This window comes from Halobacterium hubeiense (genome assembly GCF_001488575.1).
GTDB classification, from domain to species: Archaea; Halobacteriota; Halobacteria; order Halobacteriales; family Halobacteriaceae; genus Halobacterium; species Halobacterium hubeiense.
Map to the genome: position 1 here is coordinate 562,261 of NZ_LN831302.1, position 19,382 is coordinate 581,642.

25 protein-coding genes are annotated in these 19,382 nt (G+C 69.9%); 10 read left to right on the forward strand and 15 right to left on the reverse strand.

Going from position 1 to position 19,382, the window contains the following annotated elements:
- Positions 1-14: 14 nt before the first annotated feature.
- Positions 15-233, forward strand: coding sequence for a zinc ribbon domain-containing protein (locus HHUB_RS02770; protein WP_059056022.1), 219 nt, complete (start codon positions 15-17; stop codon positions 231-233).
- Here HHUB_RS02770 and HHUB_RS02775 read toward each other — a convergent pair.
- The 6 genes from HHUB_RS02775 to dapA are packed head-to-tail and all read right to left on the reverse strand — an operon-like array spanning position 230 to position 5,835.
- Entirely contained in the window at positions 230-1,300 is a 1,071-nt protein-coding gene (locus HHUB_RS02775) for a M20/M25/M40 family metallo-hydrolase (protein ID WP_059056024.1), read from the reverse strand. The genes HHUB_RS02770 and HHUB_RS02775 overlap by 4 nt on opposite strands.
- A complete protein-coding gene (dapF, locus tag HHUB_RS02780; protein WP_059056026.1) occupies positions 1,293-2,111 on the reverse strand; it encodes a diaminopimelate epimerase in 819 nt (272 codons plus the stop codon). Before dapF ends, HHUB_RS02775 begins: the two co-directional genes overlap by 8 nt.
- A 19-nt stretch (positions 2,112-2,130) precedes the next feature.
- Positions 2,131-3,363 (reverse strand): diaminopimelate decarboxylase, encoded by a 1,233-nt coding sequence (lysA, locus tag HHUB_RS02785; protein ID WP_059056028.1) that lies wholly within the window; start codon positions 3,361-3,363, stop codon positions 2,131-2,133.
- Entirely contained in the window at positions 3,360-4,193 is an 834-nt protein-coding gene (locus HHUB_RS02790) for a 2,3,4,5-tetrahydropyridine-2,6-dicarboxylate N-succinyltransferase (protein ID WP_059056030.1), read from the reverse strand. The genes lysA and HHUB_RS02790 overlap by 4 nt, the downstream gene beginning before the upstream one ends.
- Complete coding sequence (gene dapB, locus HHUB_RS02795; protein ID WP_059056032.1) at positions 4,190-4,933, reverse strand: 4-hydroxy-tetrahydrodipicolinate reductase; 744 nt, start codon at positions 4,931-4,933, stop codon at positions 4,190-4,192. Before dapB ends, HHUB_RS02790 begins: the two co-directional genes overlap by 4 nt.
- Entirely contained in the window at positions 4,930-5,835 is a 906-nt protein-coding gene (gene dapA, locus HHUB_RS02800; RefSeq protein WP_059056034.1) for a 4-hydroxy-tetrahydrodipicolinate synthase, read from the reverse strand. The genes dapB and dapA overlap by 4 nt, the downstream gene beginning before the upstream one ends.
- 280 nt (positions 5,836-6,115) lie before the next feature.
- On the opposite strand from dapA, the gene HHUB_RS02805 reads away from it, so the two are divergent.
- Positions 6,116-6,757 (forward strand): metallophosphoesterase family protein, encoded by a 642-nt coding sequence (locus tag HHUB_RS02805; RefSeq protein ID WP_059056035.1) that lies wholly within the window; start codon positions 6,116-6,118, stop codon positions 6,755-6,757.
- Positions 6,758-6,804: 47 nt separating this feature from the next.
- Entirely contained in the window at positions 6,805-7,302 is a 498-nt protein-coding gene (locus tag HHUB_RS02810) for a LabA-like NYN domain-containing protein (protein WP_059056037.1), read from the forward strand.
- Here HHUB_RS02810 and HHUB_RS02815 read toward each other — a convergent pair.
- Entirely contained in the window at positions 7,299-7,487 is a 189-nt protein-coding gene (locus HHUB_RS02815; protein ID WP_059056039.1) for a hypothetical protein, read from the reverse strand. The genes HHUB_RS02810 and HHUB_RS02815 overlap by 4 nt on opposite strands.
- Before the next feature lie 90 nt (positions 7,488-7,577).
- Here HHUB_RS02815 and HHUB_RS02820 point away from each other — a divergent pair, with 90 nt between their 5' ends.
- The 3 genes from HHUB_RS02820 (at position 7,578) to HHUB_RS02830 (ending at position 9,233) form a co-directional block, all read left to right on the forward strand.
- Positions 7,578-8,048 carry a PUA domain-containing protein gene (locus HHUB_RS02820; protein ID WP_059056041.1) on the forward strand — a complete coding sequence of 157 codons (471 nt, stop codon included), beginning with the start codon at positions 7,578-7,580 and terminating at the stop codon, positions 8,046-8,048.
- A gap of 79 nt (positions 8,049-8,127) precedes the next feature.
- Positions 8,128-8,517, forward strand: a complete 390-nt coding sequence (locus tag HHUB_RS02825) for a nascent polypeptide-associated complex protein (protein WP_059056043.1) — start codon at positions 8,128-8,130, stop codon at positions 8,515-8,517.
- Positions 8,514-9,233 (forward strand): tRNA (adenine-N1)-methyltransferase, encoded by a 720-nt coding sequence (locus tag HHUB_RS02830; protein ID WP_059056045.1) that lies wholly within the window; start codon positions 8,514-8,516, stop codon positions 9,231-9,233. The genes HHUB_RS02825 and HHUB_RS02830 overlap by 4 nt, the downstream gene beginning before the upstream one ends.
- A 333-nt stretch (positions 9,234-9,566) precedes the next feature.
- Here HHUB_RS02830 and HHUB_RS02835 read toward each other — a convergent pair whose 3' ends face one another.
- Genes HHUB_RS02835 through HHUB_RS02845 form a run of 3 tightly spaced genes read right to left on the reverse strand, consistent with a single transcriptional unit; the run spans position 9,567 to position 10,996 of the window.
- Positions 9,567-9,881, reverse strand: coding sequence for a transcription factor S (locus HHUB_RS02835; protein ID WP_059056047.1), 315 nt, complete (start codon positions 9,879-9,881; stop codon positions 9,567-9,569).
- Positions 9,882-9,919: 38 nt separating this feature from the next.
- Positions 9,920-10,177 (reverse strand): DUF5789 family protein, encoded by a 258-nt coding sequence (locus HHUB_RS02840; RefSeq protein ID WP_059056049.1) that lies wholly within the window; start codon positions 10,175-10,177, stop codon positions 9,920-9,922.
- Positions 10,178-10,225: 48 nt separating this feature from the next.
- The gene (locus HHUB_RS02845) at positions 10,226-10,996 is read right to left on the reverse strand and encodes an enoyl-CoA hydratase/isomerase family protein (protein WP_059056051.1); all 771 of its coding nucleotides are present in this window, start codon (positions 10,994-10,996) and stop codon (positions 10,226-10,228) included.
- Positions 10,997-11,075: 79 nt separating this feature from the next.
- Between HHUB_RS02845 and HHUB_RS02850 the strand changes: the two genes are divergently transcribed.
- Positions 11,076-11,585 (forward strand): DUF5797 family protein, encoded by a 510-nt coding sequence (locus HHUB_RS02850; protein WP_059056053.1) that lies wholly within the window; start codon positions 11,076-11,078, stop codon positions 11,583-11,585.
- Here the strand turns inward: HHUB_RS02850 and HHUB_RS02855 are convergent, their stop codons facing one another.
- Positions 11,586-12,605, reverse strand: a complete 1,020-nt coding sequence (locus HHUB_RS02855) for a DUF5787 family protein (protein ID WP_059056055.1) — start codon at positions 12,603-12,605, stop codon at positions 11,586-11,588.
- Between the two features lie 110 nt (positions 12,606-12,715).
- Between HHUB_RS02855 and HHUB_RS02860 the strand changes: the two genes are divergently transcribed.
- On the forward strand, positions 12,716-13,732 hold the full coding sequence (locus tag HHUB_RS02860; protein WP_059056057.1) for a zinc-dependent alcohol dehydrogenase family protein: 1,017 nt from the start codon (positions 12,716-12,718) through the stop codon (positions 13,730-13,732).
- Positions 13,733-13,776: 44 nt separating this feature from the next.
- On the opposite strand, the gene HHUB_RS02865 is transcribed toward HHUB_RS02860, so the two are convergent.
- The gene (locus HHUB_RS02865; RefSeq protein WP_059056059.1) at positions 13,777-14,208 is read right to left on the reverse strand and encodes a bis(5'-nucleosyl)-tetraphosphatase; all 432 of its coding nucleotides are present in this window, start codon (positions 14,206-14,208) and stop codon (positions 13,777-13,779) included.
- A gap of 124 nt (positions 14,209-14,332) precedes the next feature.
- On the opposite strand from HHUB_RS02865, the gene HHUB_RS02870 reads away from it, so the two are divergent.
- Complete coding sequence (locus HHUB_RS02870) at positions 14,333-14,665, forward strand: uS10/mL48 family ribosomal protein (protein ID WP_059056062.1); 333 nt, start codon at positions 14,333-14,335, stop codon at positions 14,663-14,665.
- Between the two features lie 65 nt (positions 14,666-14,730).
- On the opposite strand, the gene HHUB_RS02875 is transcribed toward HHUB_RS02870, so the two are convergent.
- The gene (locus tag HHUB_RS02875; RefSeq protein WP_059056064.1) at positions 14,731-14,994 is read right to left on the reverse strand and encodes a DUF7513 family protein; all 264 of its coding nucleotides are present in this window, start codon (positions 14,992-14,994) and stop codon (positions 14,731-14,733) included.
- A complete protein-coding gene (locus tag HHUB_RS02880; RefSeq protein WP_059056066.1) occupies positions 14,991-16,547 on the reverse strand; it encodes a Na+/H+ antiporter NhaC family protein in 1,557 nt (518 codons plus the stop codon). The genes HHUB_RS02875 and HHUB_RS02880 overlap by 4 nt, the downstream gene beginning before the upstream one ends.
- A gap of 96 nt (positions 16,548-16,643) precedes the next feature.
- Between HHUB_RS02880 and HHUB_RS02885 the strand changes: the two genes are divergently transcribed.
- Positions 16,644-17,924, forward strand: a complete 1,281-nt coding sequence (locus HHUB_RS02885; protein WP_059056069.1) for an amidohydrolase — start codon at positions 16,644-16,646, stop codon at positions 17,922-17,924.
- On the opposite strand, the gene HHUB_RS02890 is transcribed toward HHUB_RS02885, so the two are convergent.
- Positions 17,925-19,295, reverse strand: a complete 1,371-nt coding sequence (locus HHUB_RS02890) for a geranylgeranyl reductase family protein (protein ID WP_059056071.1) — start codon at positions 19,293-19,295, stop codon at positions 17,925-17,927. It abuts the gene before it with no gap.
- Positions 19,296-19,382 lie beyond the last annotated feature (87 nt).

A 19,382-nucleotide genomic window follows, 5' to 3' on the forward strand; every position in this document is an offset into this window, starting at 1 on the left:
CCCCAGCGCCACGCATGTCCCCGACTCCAGACGACCACGACGGCTGCCCGAAGTGCGGACACGACGAAGTCGACGTCGGCTCCATCTCGGCGACCGGCTCCGGGCTCTCCAAGCTGTTCGACATCCAGACGAACAACTTCCAGACGGTGACCTGCACGTCCTGCGGGTACACCGAACTGTACGCGGACGTCGCCTCCCGCGGCACCGACCTCGCGGACGTCTTCTTCGGTTAGACCAGCGCGTCCAGCGCGCCCGTGACGATTTCGGCGGCGCGCTCGACGTCCGAGCGCCGCACGTACTCGCGCTGGGCGTGCGCGACCGGTCCGTCGTCGTCGGCGAGCACGCCCGGCCCGAAGACGACCGTCGGCGCGTCGGCCGCGAAGTAAGAGGCTTCCGTAGCGGCGCCGAACGGCCGCGGACTGCCGGCGCCCACATCGACGAGCGCTTCGACGACGGCGCTGTCGTCGGGCGTGTCGAACGCTTCGAGGAACGGCGTCTCCCGCTCGGCCGGTTCGACCGCGACGCCGACGTGCTCGGGGACCGCGTCCCGGACGTGCGCCGCGAAGCCGTCGAAGAACTCCGTCTGCGTCTCCGGCGGGACGGTCCGGCGGTCGAACGTGATTGCGCACTCGTCGGGCACGCGGTTCGCGGCGTCCCCGCCTGCGATGCGCGTGGGCGTGAGCGTCGGCGGCCCGAGTTCGGGGTGCTCGGCGGCGCCCCGGGACGCGTCGTACGTCCGGACTGCTTCGAGCGCCTGCTCGGCCGCGGCGACCGCGTTCGCGCCCGTCTCGGGTTCGGCGGCGTGCGCGCCCTCGCCCGCGAGTTCGACCGTTCCCTGGAACCGACCGCGGGCGCTCGTGCACGCGTCGAGGTCCGTCGGCTCGCCGACGATGAAGCCGTCCGCGTCGAGGTCGAGCGCGGCCGCGCCCGTCGAGTCCGTCTCTTCGTCGGGTGTCACTGCCAGCGTCACCGTCCCGTCGTCGGCGTCCCCCGCGAAGAACGCCGCGAGCAGCGCCGCCAGCGGCCCCTTCGCGTCGCAGGCGCCCCGCCCCTCGACCGTGTCGCCGTCCCGCGAGAACTCGACGTGCGGCGGCACGGTGTCGATGTGCGTGTTTAGGACGTAGTGGGGTCGTCCAGTCCCCTTCGAGGCGAGGACGTTCCCGGCGTCGTCCACCTCGGGGTCTGCGCCGTGCTCGCGAAGCGTCTCGACGAGCAGCTCGCGCATCTCCGTGACGTCCTCGTGGGAGGGCGTGCGGACGGCGCGCTCGTGGAACTCCAGAACGGAGAACGAGTCAGGCATCGAGCTGGCGCGCGGAGACGGTCTCGGCTTCCCCGTCGAGCTCGTGCTCGGTCGGGCCGCGCAGCGTCGCGGTGGTGCCCGAGAGGTCGACGCGGAGTTCGCCGCCCGGCGGCCGGACCGCCACGCGGTCCCCGCAGCGACCCTCGCGGCGCGCGACGGCGGCGACCGCGACCGCGCCCGTTCCACAGGAGTCCGTCTCGCCCTCGACGCCGCGCTCGAACGTGCGCTGGCGGAACGCGTCCTCGCCGTCCGGGGACGCGAACGTGACGTTCGCGCCCTCGGGGAACGCCTCGTGGTGGCGAATCTCGGGCGCGTCCGCCTCGATGTCCACGTCGTCGACGTCGTCCACGAACGCGACCGCGTGGGGGACGCCCGTGTTCACGGCGGTGACCTCGTAGCCCGCCAGTTCCTCGCGCTCCATCGGCTCGTCGCGGAACGCCGGCACGTCGCGGGGCGCGAACGACGGCTCGCCCATCTCCACGGTCACTTCGGCGCCGTCGAGGTCCGCGCGCCGCGTCCCCGCCTGCGTGTCCAGCATCACGGCGTCCGCGCCGGTCTGCTCGGCGACCCAGCGGGCCGCACAGCGCGCGCCGTTCCCGCACATGTCGGCGGTGGAGCCGTCGGGCTGGCGCAGTGTCATCACCGCGCGCGGCGGCGTGTAGCGGTCCTCCAGCGCGAGGAAGAGGACGCCGTCGATGCCGAGGTCGGCGCAGAGCCGCTCGGCGAACGCCCCGCGGTCGGGGACGTAGTTCGACGCGTCGACGATTGCGAAGTCGTTGCCGGTGCCGTGGTATCGTTCGTAGGGAATCATCGGTGTAGAGGTACGGGAATCATCGTTCTGGGGTGGTGAGGTCGGCCAGCGAGTCGCGTTCGCGGGCGAGCCGGTGGTCGCCGCCCTCGACGGCGGCGACGGCGGGCCGCGGCCGGGAGTTGTACTGGGACGCCATCTCGACGCCGTAGGCGCCCGCGTTCCCGACCGCGAGCAGGTCGCCGCGCTCCGGTCGCGGGAGCTGTCGGCGCTCCGCGAGTACGTCTGTGCTCTCACAGATGGGCCCGACCACCGTAACTGTACGGTCCGGGCGGTCGTGGCCGTCGCGGGTGAGCGCGCGCACCTCGTGGTGGGCGTCGTAGAGCGCGGGCCGCAGTAGGGTCGTCATACCGGCGTCGACGCCGGTGAGCGTCGGGCCGTCGGTACGCTTGACCGTGTTCACTTCGGTGAGGAGGACGCCGGCGTCCGCGACGAGGAAGCGCCCGGGTTCGACGACCAGTTCGGCGTCCACGTCAGCGAGCGCGTCCCGGGTCGCGTCCGCCACCGCGTCGAGGTCCAGCGGCTCCTCCTCGGGGCGGTACGGGACGCCGAAGCCGCCGCCGACGTCCACGAACTCCAAATCGACGGGCGCCTCACGGGCGACCGCAGCGAGCCGTTCGACGACCTCGCGGTGGGCGTCCACGTCGCCCTCGGAGAGCATCCCGCTGCCGACGTGGGCGTGGATCCCGACCACGTCGAAGCCGCGAGCGTCAGCCTTTCGGAGCGCGTCCGCCGCGCGGTCGTGGGGTATGCCGAACTTGGCGTCGGCGCCGGTCGCCACCTCGTCGCTGTGGCCGGCGCCGACGCCGGGATGGACGCGGACCGCGAGCCGGCCGTCGAAGCCGCGCTCTTCGAGGCGGTCGATGGTGTCGCGGGCGCCCACGACGAACGTCGCGTCGGCCGCTTCGTCCAGCACGTAGTCGAGGTCGCGGGCGGGAGGATTGACGGCCGTGTAGTGAATTTCGCCGGGCTCGTAGCCGGCGTCGAGCGCGCGGTACACCTCGCCGGCGGACGCGCACTCCGCGCCCGCACCGGCCTCGCGGAGCGCGTCGAGGACCGCGCGGCCGGCGTTGGCCTTCACGGCGTAGTGGATATCGGCGTCCGGGAACGCGGCCGCGAGTTGGTCGTAGTTCTCGCGTACGCGGTCGAGGTCCTGCACGTACAGCGGCGTCCCGTACTCGGCGGCGAGGCCGCGGAGCTCACTCGCCGACCAGTCCGCGAGCCGCCGCACGGCGGGGGCCTCGACGCGCGTCACGACCGCAGGACCTCCTCGCGCTGGGTGGCGTCGAGCGTCTCCGCTTCGAGGTCCATCGCGACCACCGCGGGCTTGAACGCGCCGCCGTCGAAGAGGTCGTGGTCGCCGACGCTGGACTCCACGTAGCGCGTGAACGCGCGGCGCTCGGGCGGCAGCTCGCCGTACAGAATCTCCTCCTCGACGAGGTCGTAGACGGGGATGCGCGGCGTCAGCAGCGTGTTCTCGCCGACCACGGAGTCCTCGCCGACGACGAACCCGGAGGTGACCCGGCAGCCCGCGCCCAGCGAGACGCCGTCCTCGACGACGACGGGCGCGCTCTCGACGGGTTCGAGCACACCACCAATCAGGGTGTTCGCGCCGAGCTTCACGTCCTCGCCGATTTGCGCACAGGAGCCGACGGTGTCACAGGAGTCCACGAGTGTGCCGTCGCCGACGTGCGCGCCGATGTTCACGAACGCCGGGGACATCACGATGCAGTCCGAGCCGAGGTGCGCGCCGCGGCGGAGCACGGTGCCGTCGGGCGTGTTCCGCGTGCCGCGGTCGTAGAGGTCGTCGGTGTCCCGCAGCGGGAGCACGTCGTGGTAAGTGACGTCGCCGTACTCGCGGGGCTCGGTCTCGTGGAGTGCGAAGTTCAGGAGGACGCCGCGCTTGACCCACTCGACGGCCTCCCACTCGCCGCCGGACTTCTCGGCGGCGCGCACGTCCCCGGCTTCGAGCGCGTCGAGGAACGCTTCGAGCGTGTCCGCGTCGTCCGCGCTCGCGGTTTCGGCCGTCAGGTCGCCGTCTTCGTGTCGGTGCCACAGGTCTCGTACGTCAGATTCCAGACTCATAGTTCGGAAGCAACCTCCTCGAATCGGTAAAAGTCCGCAGGCTGGTCGGCGAGCCACGCGGCGGTGTCGAGCGCGCCCGCCGCGAACACCGACCGGTCGCCCGCGCGGTGGGTCAACTCCAGCACTTCGCCGTTCCCGGCGAGCAGCGCCTCGTGCTCGCCGGTGACGTCGCCGGCGCGGCGCGCGTGCACGCCGATTTCGCCCTCTTCGCGGGGCTGGTCGCCCACGCGGCCGTGGACGCGCTCGGAGTCGTCTCGCTCGTCCTCAATCCGGTCCAGCAGCACGTTCGCCGTGCCGCTGGGGGCGTCGCGCTTCCCGTTGTGGTGGGTCTCGGTGACCTCGACATCGTACTCGGGGAGCGACCCGACTGCCTGCTCGACCACGTCCAAGAGGGCCTGGATGCCCCGTGAGAAGTTCGCGCCGAGCAGGACGGGCGCGTCGCTGCCCGCGTCCCGGAGCGCGTCCAGTTGGTCGTCGTCGAAGCCCGTAGTGCCGACGACGATGGGGACGCCGGCGGCCGCGCAGGCGGTCACGTACTCCACGCTCGCCTCCGGCACGGTAAAGTCCACGACCGCGTCAGGATTCTCGGCCTCCACGAGCGACGCGAACTCGCCGGCGGGGTCGAGGTCGCTGCCGGGGTCGCGGGTCGTCGCGAACGCCACCTCGACGCCGCGCTCGGCGGCCTCCTCGCGGACCTCGCGCCCCATCCGCCCGGTCGCGCCGGTGACCCCGATTCTCATGCGGACACCTCCTGTTCGTCGAGGGCGTCCAGCGCCTCACGGAGCCGCTCGCGCGTCTCCTCGGTGGCGTCGGTCAGCGGCGAGCGGTAGTTCGCGGGACCGTGGCCCAGAATCTCCTGAGCGGCCTTCACGGGAATCGGGTTCGTCTCCGCGAACAGCGCGCGGTTCAGCGGCTCCAGCTCCTGGTGGCGCCGGCGCGCGGTCTCGTAGTCGCCGTCGCGGGCCGACCAGACGAGGTCGCTGACGCGCTCGGGCTCGACGTTCGCGGTGACGCTGATGGTCCCGGTGCCGCCCACGGAGAGCACGGGCAGCGTCAGGCCGTCGTCGCCGGAGAGCACGCCGAAGTCCTCCTCGCGGGTGCGCTCGACGACCTCGCTGACCCGCGAGAGGTCGCCGCTGGCGGCCTTGTAGCCGACGATATTCTCGTGGCTCGCGAGCGCCTCGGCGGTCTCCACGGCGATGTTGCGGCCGGTGCGCGAGGGCACGTTGTAGATGATTTGGGGCGCGTCCACGCGGTCCGCTATCTCCCGGTAGTGGGCTTCCATGCCCTCGGGCTCGGGCTTGTTGTAGTACGGTGAAATCAACAGGAGAGCGTCGGCGCCCGCGTCCACGGAGCGCTGGGAGAGCCCCAGCGCCTCGTGCGTAGAGTTCGAGCCCGCGCCCGCGATAATCGGCACCTCGTCGCCGGCCTCGGCGACGACTGCCTCCACGACCTTGACGTGCTCGTCGTGGGTGAGCGTCGCGCTCTCGCCGGTCGAACCAACGGGCACGAGGCCGTCGACGCCGCGGTCGACGAGGCGTCGCGCGTGTGCTCGGAGTCGGTCGAAGTCGATGCTGCCGTCGGCCGTGAACGGCGTCGTCATCGCCGGGAAGACGCCGTTCACGAATGTTGTGTGGTCCATCTGGGTCTGGGTGTCGCGTCGTCGGTGTGCGGGCCGTGCGTCCGTCGGCGGCCCGGCACGGGAGTGCTACGCCCGCAGCGAGCCGTGCGTGTCGGCTGTGCTGCGTTTGCGTTTACCCGAGAAGGAGCCGGCACTCTCGTCGGCGTCGAACCGCGTCCCGAGAGCGCCACTCATACGCACAAGTGTGGGTATCGGGGAACAAAGAGTTGTCGCCGCACGCAAGGACTGCCGAGCGACGCATCGAGAGCTTTTTGCCGCGTCTGACCGCAGGTCCGTGTAGATGCTAGTCCTCGGGGACGCACACGCGAGCACGCCCGACCGGCGGCAGTCGCTGTTCGCCGCGTACCGCGCGGCTGACGCCGACGTCGCGCTCCAGGCCGGGGACATCATGTACTACGACCTCCCGATTCCCACCTACTTCATCGGCGGCAACAACGAGGACTTCGACGTCGTCGAGGCGCTGCGTCACGGCCGCATCGAGAGCGACGACGTCTCGAACGCCTACCTCCTCCACAGCACCGCCGAGACCGTCGCCGGCCTGCGCGTCGCCGGCCTCTCCGGGAACTACGCGCCCACGCAGTTCGAGAAGTCCCGCGAGCAGCTCTACGACGACCGCCGCCGCCACTTCGTCCGCGAGGACGTCGAACGGGCCAAGCGGCTCGACGACGTGGACGTCTTCCTCGCCCACGAAGCCCCCCACGGCCTCCCGGTCACCGAGGACTACGAGGTCGGCTGCGAGCACATCGACGATATCCTCGACGCGCTCGAACCGGAGCTCTGTCTGGTCGGCCACCACCACGAGCACGCCGAGAGCGAGTTCGGTCCGACGCGCGTGGTCTCGCTCGCCCCCGCGTGGGAGTCGTACTACGAACTGGACCCCGACTCGCTGTCGCTGACGCGCCACGAGACGCCGCCCGCCTGACCGGCCGGTCGCGTACCTTCTTTACGGCGGCGGCGCGTACGGCGCGTATGGCTCCAATCCAACCGGGGCAGCGGGTCGCCGTGCTGGCCGACTCGCAGAACCTCTATCACTCCGCGCAGAGCGTCTACTCTCGGAACATCGACTACTCCTCGCTGCTCGAGAAGGCCGTGCAGGGACGGGAACTCACGCGCGCCATCGCGTACGTCATCCGCGCGCAGGCTGAAGACGAGGACAGCTTCTTCGACGCGCTCCGGGACATCGGCTTCGAGACGAAGATCAAGGACATCAAGACGTTCGGCGACGGCTCCAAGAAGGCCGACTGGGACGTCGGCATGAGCCTCGACGCGGTGACGCTCGCCGACCACGTCGACACCGTCGTGCTCTGCACGGGCGACGGCGACTTCTCGCGGCTCTGCAACCACCTCCGCCACGAGGGCGTGCGCGTGGAAGTGATGGCCTTCGGGGAGTCTACGGCCGAGGAACTCATCGAGGTCGCGGACGCGTTCGTCGACCTCAGCGAGCGAGAAGAGACGTTCCTGCTCTAGACCATCCGGCCGTCGGTGCCGGTCGAACCCATCAGCAGCGACCCGGCCGCCAGCAGCGTCGTCGCGACGCCCGCCACGGCGAGCAGCGTCGTCGTCCCCGACGGGTCGAGGCTCGCCCACACCAACATCGCGGTACCGACAGCGAGCAGCACCGCCGCAATCCCGATTTTCGCGGTCGTGTTCATGGCTCCGGGTTGCGTCCCACACCACATAAACGCATCCACTTCGCGGACGCGAACGAAGTGGCTTTACGCCCGCCAGCCGACCGTCGAGGTATGCAGGACGCGGACGTGCACTCGCTGCGGACCGTCGCCGACTACCAGTTCGGAGCCGGCGCGGGCGCGGCGCTGTTCCCGCCGGAGGAACGCTTCGAGGTGCAGCGCTCGACCACCGGCCGCCCCCAGCAGGTCGCCCGCGACGACGGCGCCCGGCTCGTCTCCGTCGGGATGGACGGCCGCTTCACGCTCGGCGCAGCCGGCGGCCGCCGGCTCGTCGACAACCTCGCACATCCCGCGGCCCGAGTGGTCGTCGGCGACGACAGCGAGCCGTTCGTCCGCGACGGGAAGAACGTCTTCGCGAAGTTCGTCCAGACCGTCGACCCGGACGTCCGCGCCGACGACGAAGTCGCGGTCGTCCACGAGCGCGGCGACCTGCTGGCGGTCGGCCGCGCGGAACTGGACGCCGGCTCGATGCTCGACTTCGACACCGGGATGGCAGTGATGGTGCGGGATAGCGTCCAGAAGTAGTCCCCGGACGAGCGAAGCGACCGAGTGCCACAAGGGGTCGTTCGTCACCCTTTTCACGCCGCGACGCGACGCTCCGGGCATGTTTGGCGGAGGCGGCATGAACCCCCAGAAGATGCAGCAGATGATGAAACAGATGGGCATCGACGTCGACGAGATCGATGCCACCGAGGTCGTCATCAAGCAGGCCGACGGCGACCAGCTCGTCTTCGACGATCCGGACGTCACGAAGATGGACGCCCGCGGCCAGGAGACCTACCAGATTATCGGCGAGCCCGAGACCGTCGAGAGCGCCGGCGAAATCGAGGCCGAGGCGGAGTCCGCGGAGTCCACGGAGTCCGACGAGGCGGGCATCCCGCAGGACGACGTCGAGCTGGTCGTCCAGCGCACCGGCGCCACCGAGGCCGACGCGCGAGCGGCGCTGGAGGCGACCGACGGCGACCTCGCCGCGGCCATCTCCCGGCTGGAGTGATTCTGCTCGTTCGGGAGGACCGGGAGTTCCTCGCTGCGCCGGGCGACGAAGTCCACACCGACCTCGGCGTCATCGACGTCCCGGAGAGCGTCGAAGCCGGCGACACGGTAGAGACGCACCTCGGCGAGCCGTTCACGGTCCGGGAGCTGCGCGGTCCGGACCTGTTCAACCACCTCGACCGGACGGGCGCGCCGATGATGCCCAAGGACATCGGGCTGGTCGTCGGCCACACGGGGGCGTCGCGGGGCGACCGCGTGCTCGACGCCGGCACCGGGACCGGCGTGCTCGCCGCCTACCTCGGCCGACTGGGCGCGGACGTCGTGACCTACGAGCGCGACTCCGAGTTCGCCGAGGTCGCGCGGGGGAATATGGAACTCGCCGAAGTCGCGGACGCGGTGGACGTCCGCACGGGCGACGTGACCGACCACCTCGACGACCTCGCGGAGTTCGACCTGCTGACGCTGGACACGGAGAACGCGCCGACGGTCGTCGAGCGCGCGGCCGACCTGCTGGTCTCGGGCGGCTACGCCGCCGTCTACTCGCCGTTCGTGGAGGACGCCCGCGAGGTCAACCTCGCCGCCGAGGACGCGGGCCTGGCGAACGTGGAGACTGTCGAGACGATTCAGCGGGAGATGGACCTCGACGAGCGTGGCTCGCGGCCGTCGACGGCGGGCGTCGGCCACACCGGCTACCTGACGTTCGCGCGGAACCCGTAGCTGTCCGGCGGCTCGGTTTCGGGGACGGCTCGCCGCCTCGCCGCATCCACCGTCCCGTACTCGATTACTGCATAGCCGGGGCTGGTCGCGTTCTCGTATTTGAATGTCCGCCCGCGTAGCGGCCGGTCAGGTGATGGCGTCCCCAAGCATCCGCGAGCGAAGCGAGCGGTTCACTGCGCGAACGAGCGTCGCAAGTGAGCGCAGGGAGTTTTTAGCGTAGCTTTTTGCGAGCCGAGCGGGACCGGAGGTCCCGCTGGCCGTGCGAACGGCGCAAAGCGCCGTGAGCAGACGGGGGTGCGCCTACGGCGCACCCCCCGCAGTAAAAAGGTCCTCTTAGTTGTCGTCTTCGCGCCAGCGGTGTTCGCACTCCGTGCAGATGAAAAAGCGCGTCTCGGATTCGTCGGCGGACCGAATCTGTTGCATGTACCAGTGGGCTCGGTCGTTCTCGCAGTTCGGGCAGACCACTTCCGTCGTCGGTAGCCCGCGGTCTTGGGCGTCGCTGACGTCGACGATTTCGGTCTCCTCCTGCCCTTCGGTGACGACGAACGAGGCGTCGGGGTCTTTCGGCTGTTTGTTCCCGCAGCTACCGCAGACCCAGAGGTCGTCCTCCGCTTTCATCATCGAGCCGCACTCGTCGCAGAACTCCATACCACGTGAACGCCGTCCTGTAAGTTAAGCCCCCTGTTTCAGCCGTCGCCCTCCGACTGGCCGGGCTCGCCGACGGCCTCGGTGGGGAGGTTGTTGTAGATGGCCGCTTCGAGGTCGTCGGGGTCGACGAACACGTCCTCGGTGACGCGCCCGACGACGTCCCGCAGCGACTCCTCGCCGTCGGCGTACCGGAGGACGACCTCGTCGTACTCCGCGAGGACGTCCTCGCGGGTGGCGGGGTAGGTGAGCGAGTCGAGTTCCGCGTGGAGTTCGTTGAGTTTGACTTCTCGTCCCATGGTGTGTGCTACCAGACCTACGGTCCTAACTGTTGCCCTCGGAACGGCCTACTCGAAGTCGGGCTCGCGGTCTTCGAGGAACGCCTGCATCCCCTCGCGCTGGTCGTGGCTGCCGAACAGGCTCGCCCACGTCCGGCGCTCGTACTCCAGTCCGGCGTCGAGCGGCGTCTCGTGGCTCTGATTGATGGCGTCCTTGGCGGCGCCGAGCGCGGTCTGTGACTTGCTCGCGAGGTCGGCGGCGAGGTCGGCGACGTGGTCGTCGAGTTCGTCGTGCGCGACGACCTCGCCGACGAGGCCCTCCTCGTAGGCGTCGGTGGCGTCGAGGCGGTCGCCGAAGTAAATCAGGCGGCGCGCGGTCTCGTCGCCCACCAGTTGGGGGAGCCGCTGGGTCGCTCCCCACCCCGGGACGATGCCGAGGTCGATTTCGGTCTGGCCCATGACGGCGGTCTCGCTGGCGACGCGGAGGTCGCAGGCCAGCGCCAGCTCCATCCCGCCGCCGAACGCGTAGCCGTTGATGGCCGCGATGACGGGCGCGGGGAACGACTCGATTGCGTCCGCGAGGTCGTGGCCGAGTTCGGCGTACTCGTGGGCCTCTTGGGTGTCCATCTCCGCCATGTGGGAGATGTCCGCGCCCGCGACGAACGCGTCGTCGCCGGCGCCCGTGAGCACGAGCACGCGGGTGCCCCGCCGTTCGGCCTCGTCGACGGCGTCGTGGAGCGCGTGCAGCGTCTCGACGTTGAGCGCGTTCAGGCTCTCGGGGCGGTCGATAGTGACGGTCGCGACGCCGTCGTCGAACTCGGAGCGGACTGTGTCTGCCATGTGCGCGTGGACGTGGACGGCGCAAATAATGCCCGGGGTCTTCGCAAGCCCGAAATACCGGCGCTGAGTACCGACTGGCATGACCCTCTCCGAGGAGGACCGCGAGCGGCTGGCGGACATCGTGGAACTCCAGCCGACGAAAAACGGCGTGCTCCAGGACCGCTGGGACATGGAAAGCGGCAGCGACGTCCACCAGTACCTCGAGTCGGAGCTGCGGGACTACTACTACCGCGACGAGAACAGCCTGATTCGCGCCACCGCGGAGGCGGCCGAACTCGTCGGGGAGGCGCCCGAGAGCGGCGAGGCGCCCGCCGTCCACATGTCCGAGAACGAGCGCCGCGTGTTCGCGGTCATCGCCGGCCCGGACGAGCGCGCGGAGAGCGTCGTCTCGGTGCTGCACGCGGTCCGCGACGAGTTCGACGTCCCCGACCTCGAATCCGCGGACGTCCGGCGCGCGCTCCAGACGCTCAAGCGCAAGGGCATCGTCACCGTCGAACACCGCACGGTCCCGACGTACAAGCTCGCGGTCGCACGCGAGGACGTGAACGTCGCGGAGCGCGACGGCGAGCAGTCCGCCTCGGAAGCGTAGCTATTCTCGCTGGCGCCGCCGGCGGTCGTCCATGACGCGCCGAATCGCGGCTCCCGGCCCGCCCTCGATTGGCCACTCGCCCTGCCGCCACGTCGGCGGCTCGGGCTCGTAGTCGGGACACGACCCCGAGCACTCCGCGGCCGTCTGTTCTCGCTCTTTCGCCGCGCAGTACGGCACGTAGCCGTGTTCGCCGCGCCGAACCGCGAAGTGCCGGCAGTCCGGCCGCATCGTGTCCAGATACGACCGCCAGCCGCGCTCGTACGCGCGCTCGGCGATTTCGAGGCGCTTCTGTGCCTTCCAGTCGGCGTCGACGTACTCGAAGCTCGCGGGCGAGTTGTCGAACTCGCTGTCCGACGGCCGCTCGGTGATTCTGGTGCCGACGGACGCGGGGGCCAGCGACCGCGGGTGCCACGCCACGGACGCCTCGCCGTCCGCGAACGTGAGGACGCCGGCTTCGACGGGCATCTCCGCGAACAGCGCGCGCTCGGCGCCGCGCTCGTCGCTGGACTCGGTCGCCAGCCACACCTCGTCGGCGAGCCCGAGCGCGACATCCCGCTGGAGTTGGTCGGCGAGCGCGTCCGCCGCCGACGCGTCGAGGTCCGGCTTGTTCTCGATGGCGACGATTCGCCGCACCCAGTCGGGGTACGGCCACTTCCGCTTGAGCTCTATCTTGTTCCCGTTCCGCCGCGTCTCCACGATGTCGCGATCGGCGGCCTCGTGAATCGCCTCGCGAACGTAGCGCCACGGGTAGCCCGGGTGCGGGAGCGCGTCCCGGTAGAACGCCCAGTCCGCGGGCGCGTTCCGGACGACGTGCAGGAGGTCCGAGTTCAGCCGCTCGGGGCCGAAGTTCGCGCGCGCTTCGAGCGCTTCGGGGTCCACTTCCACGACGACGGTGTCCCAGCGCCGCCGCTTCGTGCCCAGTTGGCGCGCGACGATGCAGGGGCGCTCGCCGTCGGGGTGCCAGTGTCGCTCCGCCCACGCGCAGACGCGCAGTTCGAACGCGAACTCGGAGTCGGCCACGCCGGACGTGGGGCCGCCGACCCACCTACGTCTTTCGCTGGCGCTCCGGAGAACCGGCGGAACCCGCGACGAGCAGCGCTCGGAAGTACCACACGAGAGTACGGACTAGTATGCGAGCTTACGAAGTCCAGGAGGGAGACCCGAACTACGAGGGCGTCGTGGAAGTCGAGCGCGAGCGCCCCGAACCCGCCGCCGACGAGGCGCTCGTCCGCGTGCGGGCGGCGTCGCTGAACTACCGCGACCTCGCCATCGCGAACAGCGAACTGACCTACCCCGGCGCGAGCCTCCCAGTCGTGCCGCTGTCGGACGGCGCTGGCGACGTCGTGGCGGTCGGCGAGGACGTCGAGCGGCTCTCGGAGGGCGACCGCGTGGCGACGCCGTTCGCGCCCGACTGGGTGGACGGCCCCGTCGAACCCGAGAAGGTCCAGCGCACCACGGGCGGGAACGTGGACGGCGCGCTCGCCGAGTACGCCACGTTCCCCGCGGACAGCCTCCCCGTCCTCCCCGACTACCTCTCCTACGAGCAGGGCGCGGCGCTGTCCTGCGCCGGCCTGACGGCGTGGCGCGAACTCGTCGAGAACGGCGACCTCGCCGCCGACGAGACGGTGCTGGCGCTCGGCACGGGCGGCGTCTCCACGTTCGCGACGCAGTTCGCGTCCGCCCGCGGCGCCGACGTCGTCGTCACTTCCTCCAGCGACAAGAAGCTCGACCGCGCGCGCGAACTCGGCGCGGACGTCACCATCAACTACGAGGAGACCCCTGAGTGGGGCGAAGTGGTCGCCGAGCAGACCGGCGGCGTCGAGCACGTCATCGAGGTCGGCGGCGCGGGCACGCTCGAACAGTCGCTTGAGGCCGCTGGCTTCGGCGGGCACGTCCACGTCATCGGCGTGCTCGCCGACCAGGAAGCGGTCGTCCACCCCGGCCCGATTCTCGGGAAGGCGTTGCGCGTCGAGGGGTCGATGGGCGTCGGCAGCCGCGCGATGTTCGACCGGATGCTCGCCGCGATGGCCGGCGACGAACTCCAGCCCGAAATCGACCGCGTGTTCGACTTCGACGAGGTACGGGAGGCCTACCGCTACGTCGAAGCCGGCGACCACCAGGGGAAGGTCGTCGTCTCCCTAGAGTAACGGCGTCGCTACACGGCGTAAAATAGCGACCGGTGGGAGGCCGGTCAGGCTTCTTCGAGCTGCTCGTCGATGAACTCGTGGGCGTCCCGGAGGATGTCCCGCGGGCCGTCCTGCGTGATCGTGTTGATGGCCTGCTCGTAGTCGCGCCACTGCAGGTCCGAGTGCTCGTTCGACAGTTCGGCGCTGGCCTCGAAGGACTTCGCGACGAACAGGTGGACCGTCTTGTGGATGCGAGTGCCGTTCGCTTCGAACACGTAGTCGTAGTCGTCTCGGAAGCCGTCCAAGAGCCGGAAGTCCTCGATGCCGGCTTCCTCCTGTACCTCTCTGATAGCCGTCTGCTGGAGCTCTTCGTCCCCCTCCACGCCGCCCTTCGGGAACTCCCAGTCCCCGGGCCGGCTCTTCAGGAGGAGGTATTCGCGCCGGTCCCGCGTGTCGCGGAACAAGATGGCTCCGGCGCTGGTCGCTTCGACCGTCATTAACACGGAGTAGTAGGCGACCAGTTAAGAGAATGTCGGAGTGGGTGGGTACCTGACACGCCCAGCCGCCCAAGCACACGCTTTTTCACGGTGGAGCGCGTGGAATCGCACAGCACCCCCAGCCATGACCTTCGTCACAAAACTCTCTCTGAAGAGCGGCGACCGAGCCGCCCTCGACGGCGTCGTCTCCGACATCAAGACGACGTGCCGTCGGAAGGGCGCGGAAATGAAAGGACCCCACTCCGATACGCCCGCCGAGCAGTCCGTCCCGCTGTACGACTCGCTGAACGGCCGCGACGACGGCAAACAGGGCGTGTGGACGTACACGGTCTACCGCCGCCGCATCGAACTGTACGGCCACGACGACCTCGCCCGCGACATCATGGAGCGGGACTTCCCGGACAGCGTCCACGTCGAAGCCGAACTGGAGCAAGTGAAGCCGCTGGGCTCCTCGTAGCTGGGTCTTCTCTCTCTGCGACTCTTCTGCGACCGACTCGAAACGCGACAGCGGCGCCGACGAGCTTAGAACGAGCTCTCGCCGACGGTTTCGAGGTACTCCGCCTGCCCGACGTGGGTGTCGTCGTTGAACCCCTCGACGCGCAGCCGGACGAGCGTGTCGACGGCGTCGTCGGGCGCGTTCGAGATGCGGAGCTTCGAGTCGCCGATGCGCGCGACGGCCGACCCGTCCTCGACGCCGGTGACGAACGCCGTAAGCTCCACGCCGGCCTCGAAGCTCGGCGTGTTCGTGCGGAAGCCGACGCCCGCGAGGAACGAGCCGAGCGTCATGCGCGACTCACCTCCTCGGACTCGCGGTCGCTAACGTACTCCAGCCCGTACCCCGTGACGGCGGCCGCCAGGAAGACGAAGAACAGCAGCCAGCCGTGGAAGACGAACGGCCAGACGTCGATGGGGTTGACGACGGGGATGGTGTCGCCGAGCGAGCGCATCGCCCCGTAGCCGGCGAGCACGCCGCCGCCCCACGGGAAGATGTATCCGAGCGCGCTGGTGTTGGCGTCGAGGATGTTCGCGCGCCGGTAGCCGTTGATGTTGAACCGCTCGCCGATGCGCGCGATGTACGGCGCGATGGCGATTTCGGCGGCGGTGTTGATGGTAATCATGGAGTTGACGAACGCGGTGCCGAGCACCATCGTGGTCTCGGCGCGGCGGACGTTCGTCGCGACGCGGTTCAGCAGGAACGACTGAATCGCCTCGAAGCCGCCGCCCTGAATCATGATGCGGGCGCCGGCGACGATGAGCAGCGTGAGCACGATGAGCGGGAAGAACCCGGACGCGCCGCTGTAGAGGCTGCCCGTGACGCCGGTGCCGTCCTCGACGACGAGGACGAACGGCAGCCACTCCAGCGACTGTGCCAGCCCGGAGCTGGCGGGCGCGCGGAACAGCAGCGCGGGCGCGCTCTGGAGCCCGCTCTCGATGACGCCCCGCGACGCGAGGACCGTCGAGCCGACGTTGAACACGAGCGCGAGGATGATGCCCCACGAAATCGCTTCGACGATGTGGCGGCCCGCGACCGCGAGGCCGATGACCAGTAGCATCGAGAGCACGTGGACGAGCCCGAGCGGCTGGCCGTCGAGAGAGGCGCTGGCGGTCGCGGCGACGTCCGACCCGGGCATCATCTGACCGGCGACGACGTAGCCGGCGAACGCCAGCACCGCGGCGAGGATGGCGTACTTGAACCGGGATGCGACGACGCCGCCGATGTCGGCGTCCTGGGTGACCGCGGAGACGATGGTGGTGTCGCTGACGGGCGCGAGGTTGTCCCCGAAGACGGCCCCGGAGAGGATGGCGCCGAACAGCAACACGGGGTTGGCGCCGAGCAGCACGCCCGCGGGGTAGAACAGAGAGGTGAACGCGATGGCCCCGCCGTAGCCGGTGCCGATACCGGTGGTGAACAGCGCGGCCAGCAGGAACGTGACCGCGGGGAACAGCGGGCCGGAGACGCTCGCCACGTCGGCGGCCCAGACGAGCCCCTGCACGAACCCGCCGTCCTGGAGCAGTTGCGCGAACATCCCCGCCCACAGCCACGCGACGATGGCGGTGGCGGCGACGCGCTGTGTCATTCCCTCGAAGATGGTGTTGGCGTACGTCGCCCACGACCCCTTCGTGAAGAACATGCCCACGACGAGCGCCGCGAGCATGCCGATGACCAGTCCAGTCGTGTCACTGACTTGCAGGACGCCGCTCTGGAAGATGGCCCACACGACGAAGAGCGCGAGCGGTATCGCGCTCGCGATGCGGCCACCGTAGAACTCGATGTCGTGGCCGCCGCCCTCGCCGGGCTCGTGTAGTTCGTCCGCCGCTTCGCTGTCGTCGGTTGCCATACGTGTTTCCCTCACTTCGCCGCACGTATTAAAAACCTACACCGTGAGCCCGCCGATACGTGACGGTTTATGTGACGGCCGCGCCTCCCCCGAGACATGAGCGCTGACGCGACCGAGCGGCTGGTGGCGCTGCGACGCGACCTCCACCGCCACCCGGAGCCGGCGTGGTGTGAGTTCTACACGACCGCGCGCATCGTCGAGGAGTGCCGGCGAATCGGGGTAGATGAACTCCACGTCGGCCGCGACGCAATCGACCCGGACGCGCGGATGGCGGTGCCCGACGGGGACGAGCTCGCGGAGTGGTTCGAGCGAGCGCGCGAGGACGGCGCCGACCCCGACATCCTCGAACAGCTGGAGGGCGGCCACACCGGCGCTATCGCGGTCCTCGAACGCGGCGAGGGGCCGACGGTCGCGCTGCGCGTGGACATCGACGCGCTCCACATCACCGAGTCCGAGGACGGCGACCACCACCCAGCCAGCGAGGGGTTCCGCTCCGAGCACGAGGGGCAGATGCACGCCTGCGGCCACGACGGCCACGCCGCCATCGGCGTCGGCGTCCTCGAAGCAGTCGCGAACAGCGACTTCGCGGGGACGTTCAAGGTCGTCTTCCAGCCCGCCGAGGAGCGCGTCGGCGGCGGGAAAGCACTCGCGGAGAGCGGCCACCTCGACGACGTGGACTACCTCTACGCGGTCCACCTCGGCCTCGACCACCCCACCGGGGAGGTCGTCGCGGGCATCGACGGCTTCCTCGCGGTGAGCCACCTGCTCGCGGAGTTCGAGGGCGAGCCCGCGCACGCCGGCGCCCACCCCGAGCAGGGCCGCAACGCCGTGCAGGCGATGGCCACCGCCATCCAGAACCTCTACGCGATTCCGCGCCACGACGGCGGCGCCACCCGCGTGAACGCCGGGCGCGCGGGCGGCGGCACCGCGACGAACATCATCCCCGAGGACGCGTTCGTCGAGGGCGAGGTGCGCGGCGAGACCACCGAGCTGATGCGCTACATGAAGGAGAAGGCCGACCGCGTGCTGCGCTCGGCCGCGGAGATGCACGACTGCGAGGTCGAACTCTCCACGGAGGGCGAAGCCCCCAGCGCCGAAAGCGACGACGAACTCCGGGAGGTGTTCGGCGCGGAAGCCGCCGACGTCGCGGGCGTGGAGACCGTCACCGAGCGCGACGACCTCGGCGGCAGCGAGGACGCCACGTTCCTCATGAACCGCGTGCAAGAACAGGGCGGGCTGGCGTGTTACGTCTGCGTCGGCACCGACCACCCCGGCGGCCACCACACGTCCACGTTCGACGTGGACGAGCGTTCCATCGGCATCGGCGTCGAGAGCCTCACGAACGCGATTCTGCGGGTCGGCGAAGAACAGCCGTAGTCAGTACTTCGGCTCGGCGCCGGTGACCTCGTAGACGTCGTCCATGATGTCGTCCCGCCGGGCCTGCCAGTCCGCGAGCGCGTCCGGGCTGGAGGGGTAGTCCTCATAGTGCTCCAGGAGGCGGTCGGCCTGCTGTTTGGTCTTGTAGAACTCCCAGATGTTCGACCAGTAGCCGAACGACTTCAGCGCGGTGACGACCTTCAGCCGGAGGCTGAACTCCGTGCTGCCGCCGTACAGCGCTTCCGCGAGCTTCTCGCCGGGGAGCGACGCGAGCAGTCCCATCAGGTCGTCGACGTCCACCGCCGTCGAGAGGATGTTGTAGACGTCGAGGGCGGCGTAGCGCGCGCCGTAGTGGTCCATCACGCGCTCGTTGTACGACCACAGCATCTCCTCGGAGACGTCGCCGGCCTCGATGGCGTCGATGGCGGCCTCGGCGGCGTACTTGCCGGCGTACGCCGCGCCCGCGATGCCGCCGCCCGTGGTCGGGTTGACGTGCGCGGCGGCGTCGCCGACCGCCATGTAGCCGGGCGCGGTCGCGGAGTCGTAGGGCCGCCGCGTCGGCAGCGCCGCGCCGAGCTTGTCCTCGACCTCGCCGCCCTCGAACTCCTCGCGCTGGCGGAGGTCCCGCTTGAGGTCGTCGACCAGCTCCATCGGCTCCTCGGTCATCTGGAAGCCCAGCCCCGCGTTGATTTCGGTGCTCGTCCGCGGGAAGTACCAGAGGTAGCCGGCGGCGCGCTCGGTGGGCTTGAACACGAGCGCGTCGTCCCACTCGACCTCCTCGGGCACCTCGATGATTTCGCGGTACGCCGAGCAGAACTGCGAGTACGAGACGTTCGTGTCGAAGGTCGCGTTCGAGAAGTCCGTCTTGTCCTGCAGGATGGAGAGCGCGCCCGCCGCGTCGATGACGACGTCCGCGTCGAACTCGTGGCTGGTGCCCTTCCGCGTGCCCTTCACGCCGGTGACGGTGCCGTCGTCTTCCTGCAGCACGTCTTGGACGACGACGTCGTAGTAGAAGTCCGCGCCCGCGTCCTCGGTCGCCGCGATGATCTGCCGGCCGTACTCCCAGCGGTCGATGACCGCCAGCTCGCCGGGGACGGGGATTTCGAGGACGGTGTCCTCCTGGGGAATCTCGAAGCGGCCGTGGTCGACGCCCGTGTTCGTGAACGCCGGCTCCAGTCGCTCCTTCGGGATGGCCTCGGGGAACGCGTCCGCGCCCTTCAGGGCGTCGCCGCAGGCGATGTGTCCGGCTTCCTCCTCGGACTTTCGCTCGACGACGGCGACGTCGTAGCCGGCGTTGGCGACGGTCGCGGCCGTGTAACAGCCCGCGGTGCCGGCGCCGACGACGGCGACGTCGTACTCGTGGGTGGTCATACTGTTCGGGTTCGCGCCCGCGAGGAAAACTCTTTACGTACAATCTGTCCTCGCCGCGCGGACACGGACGAATAAAGAGTTTTACCC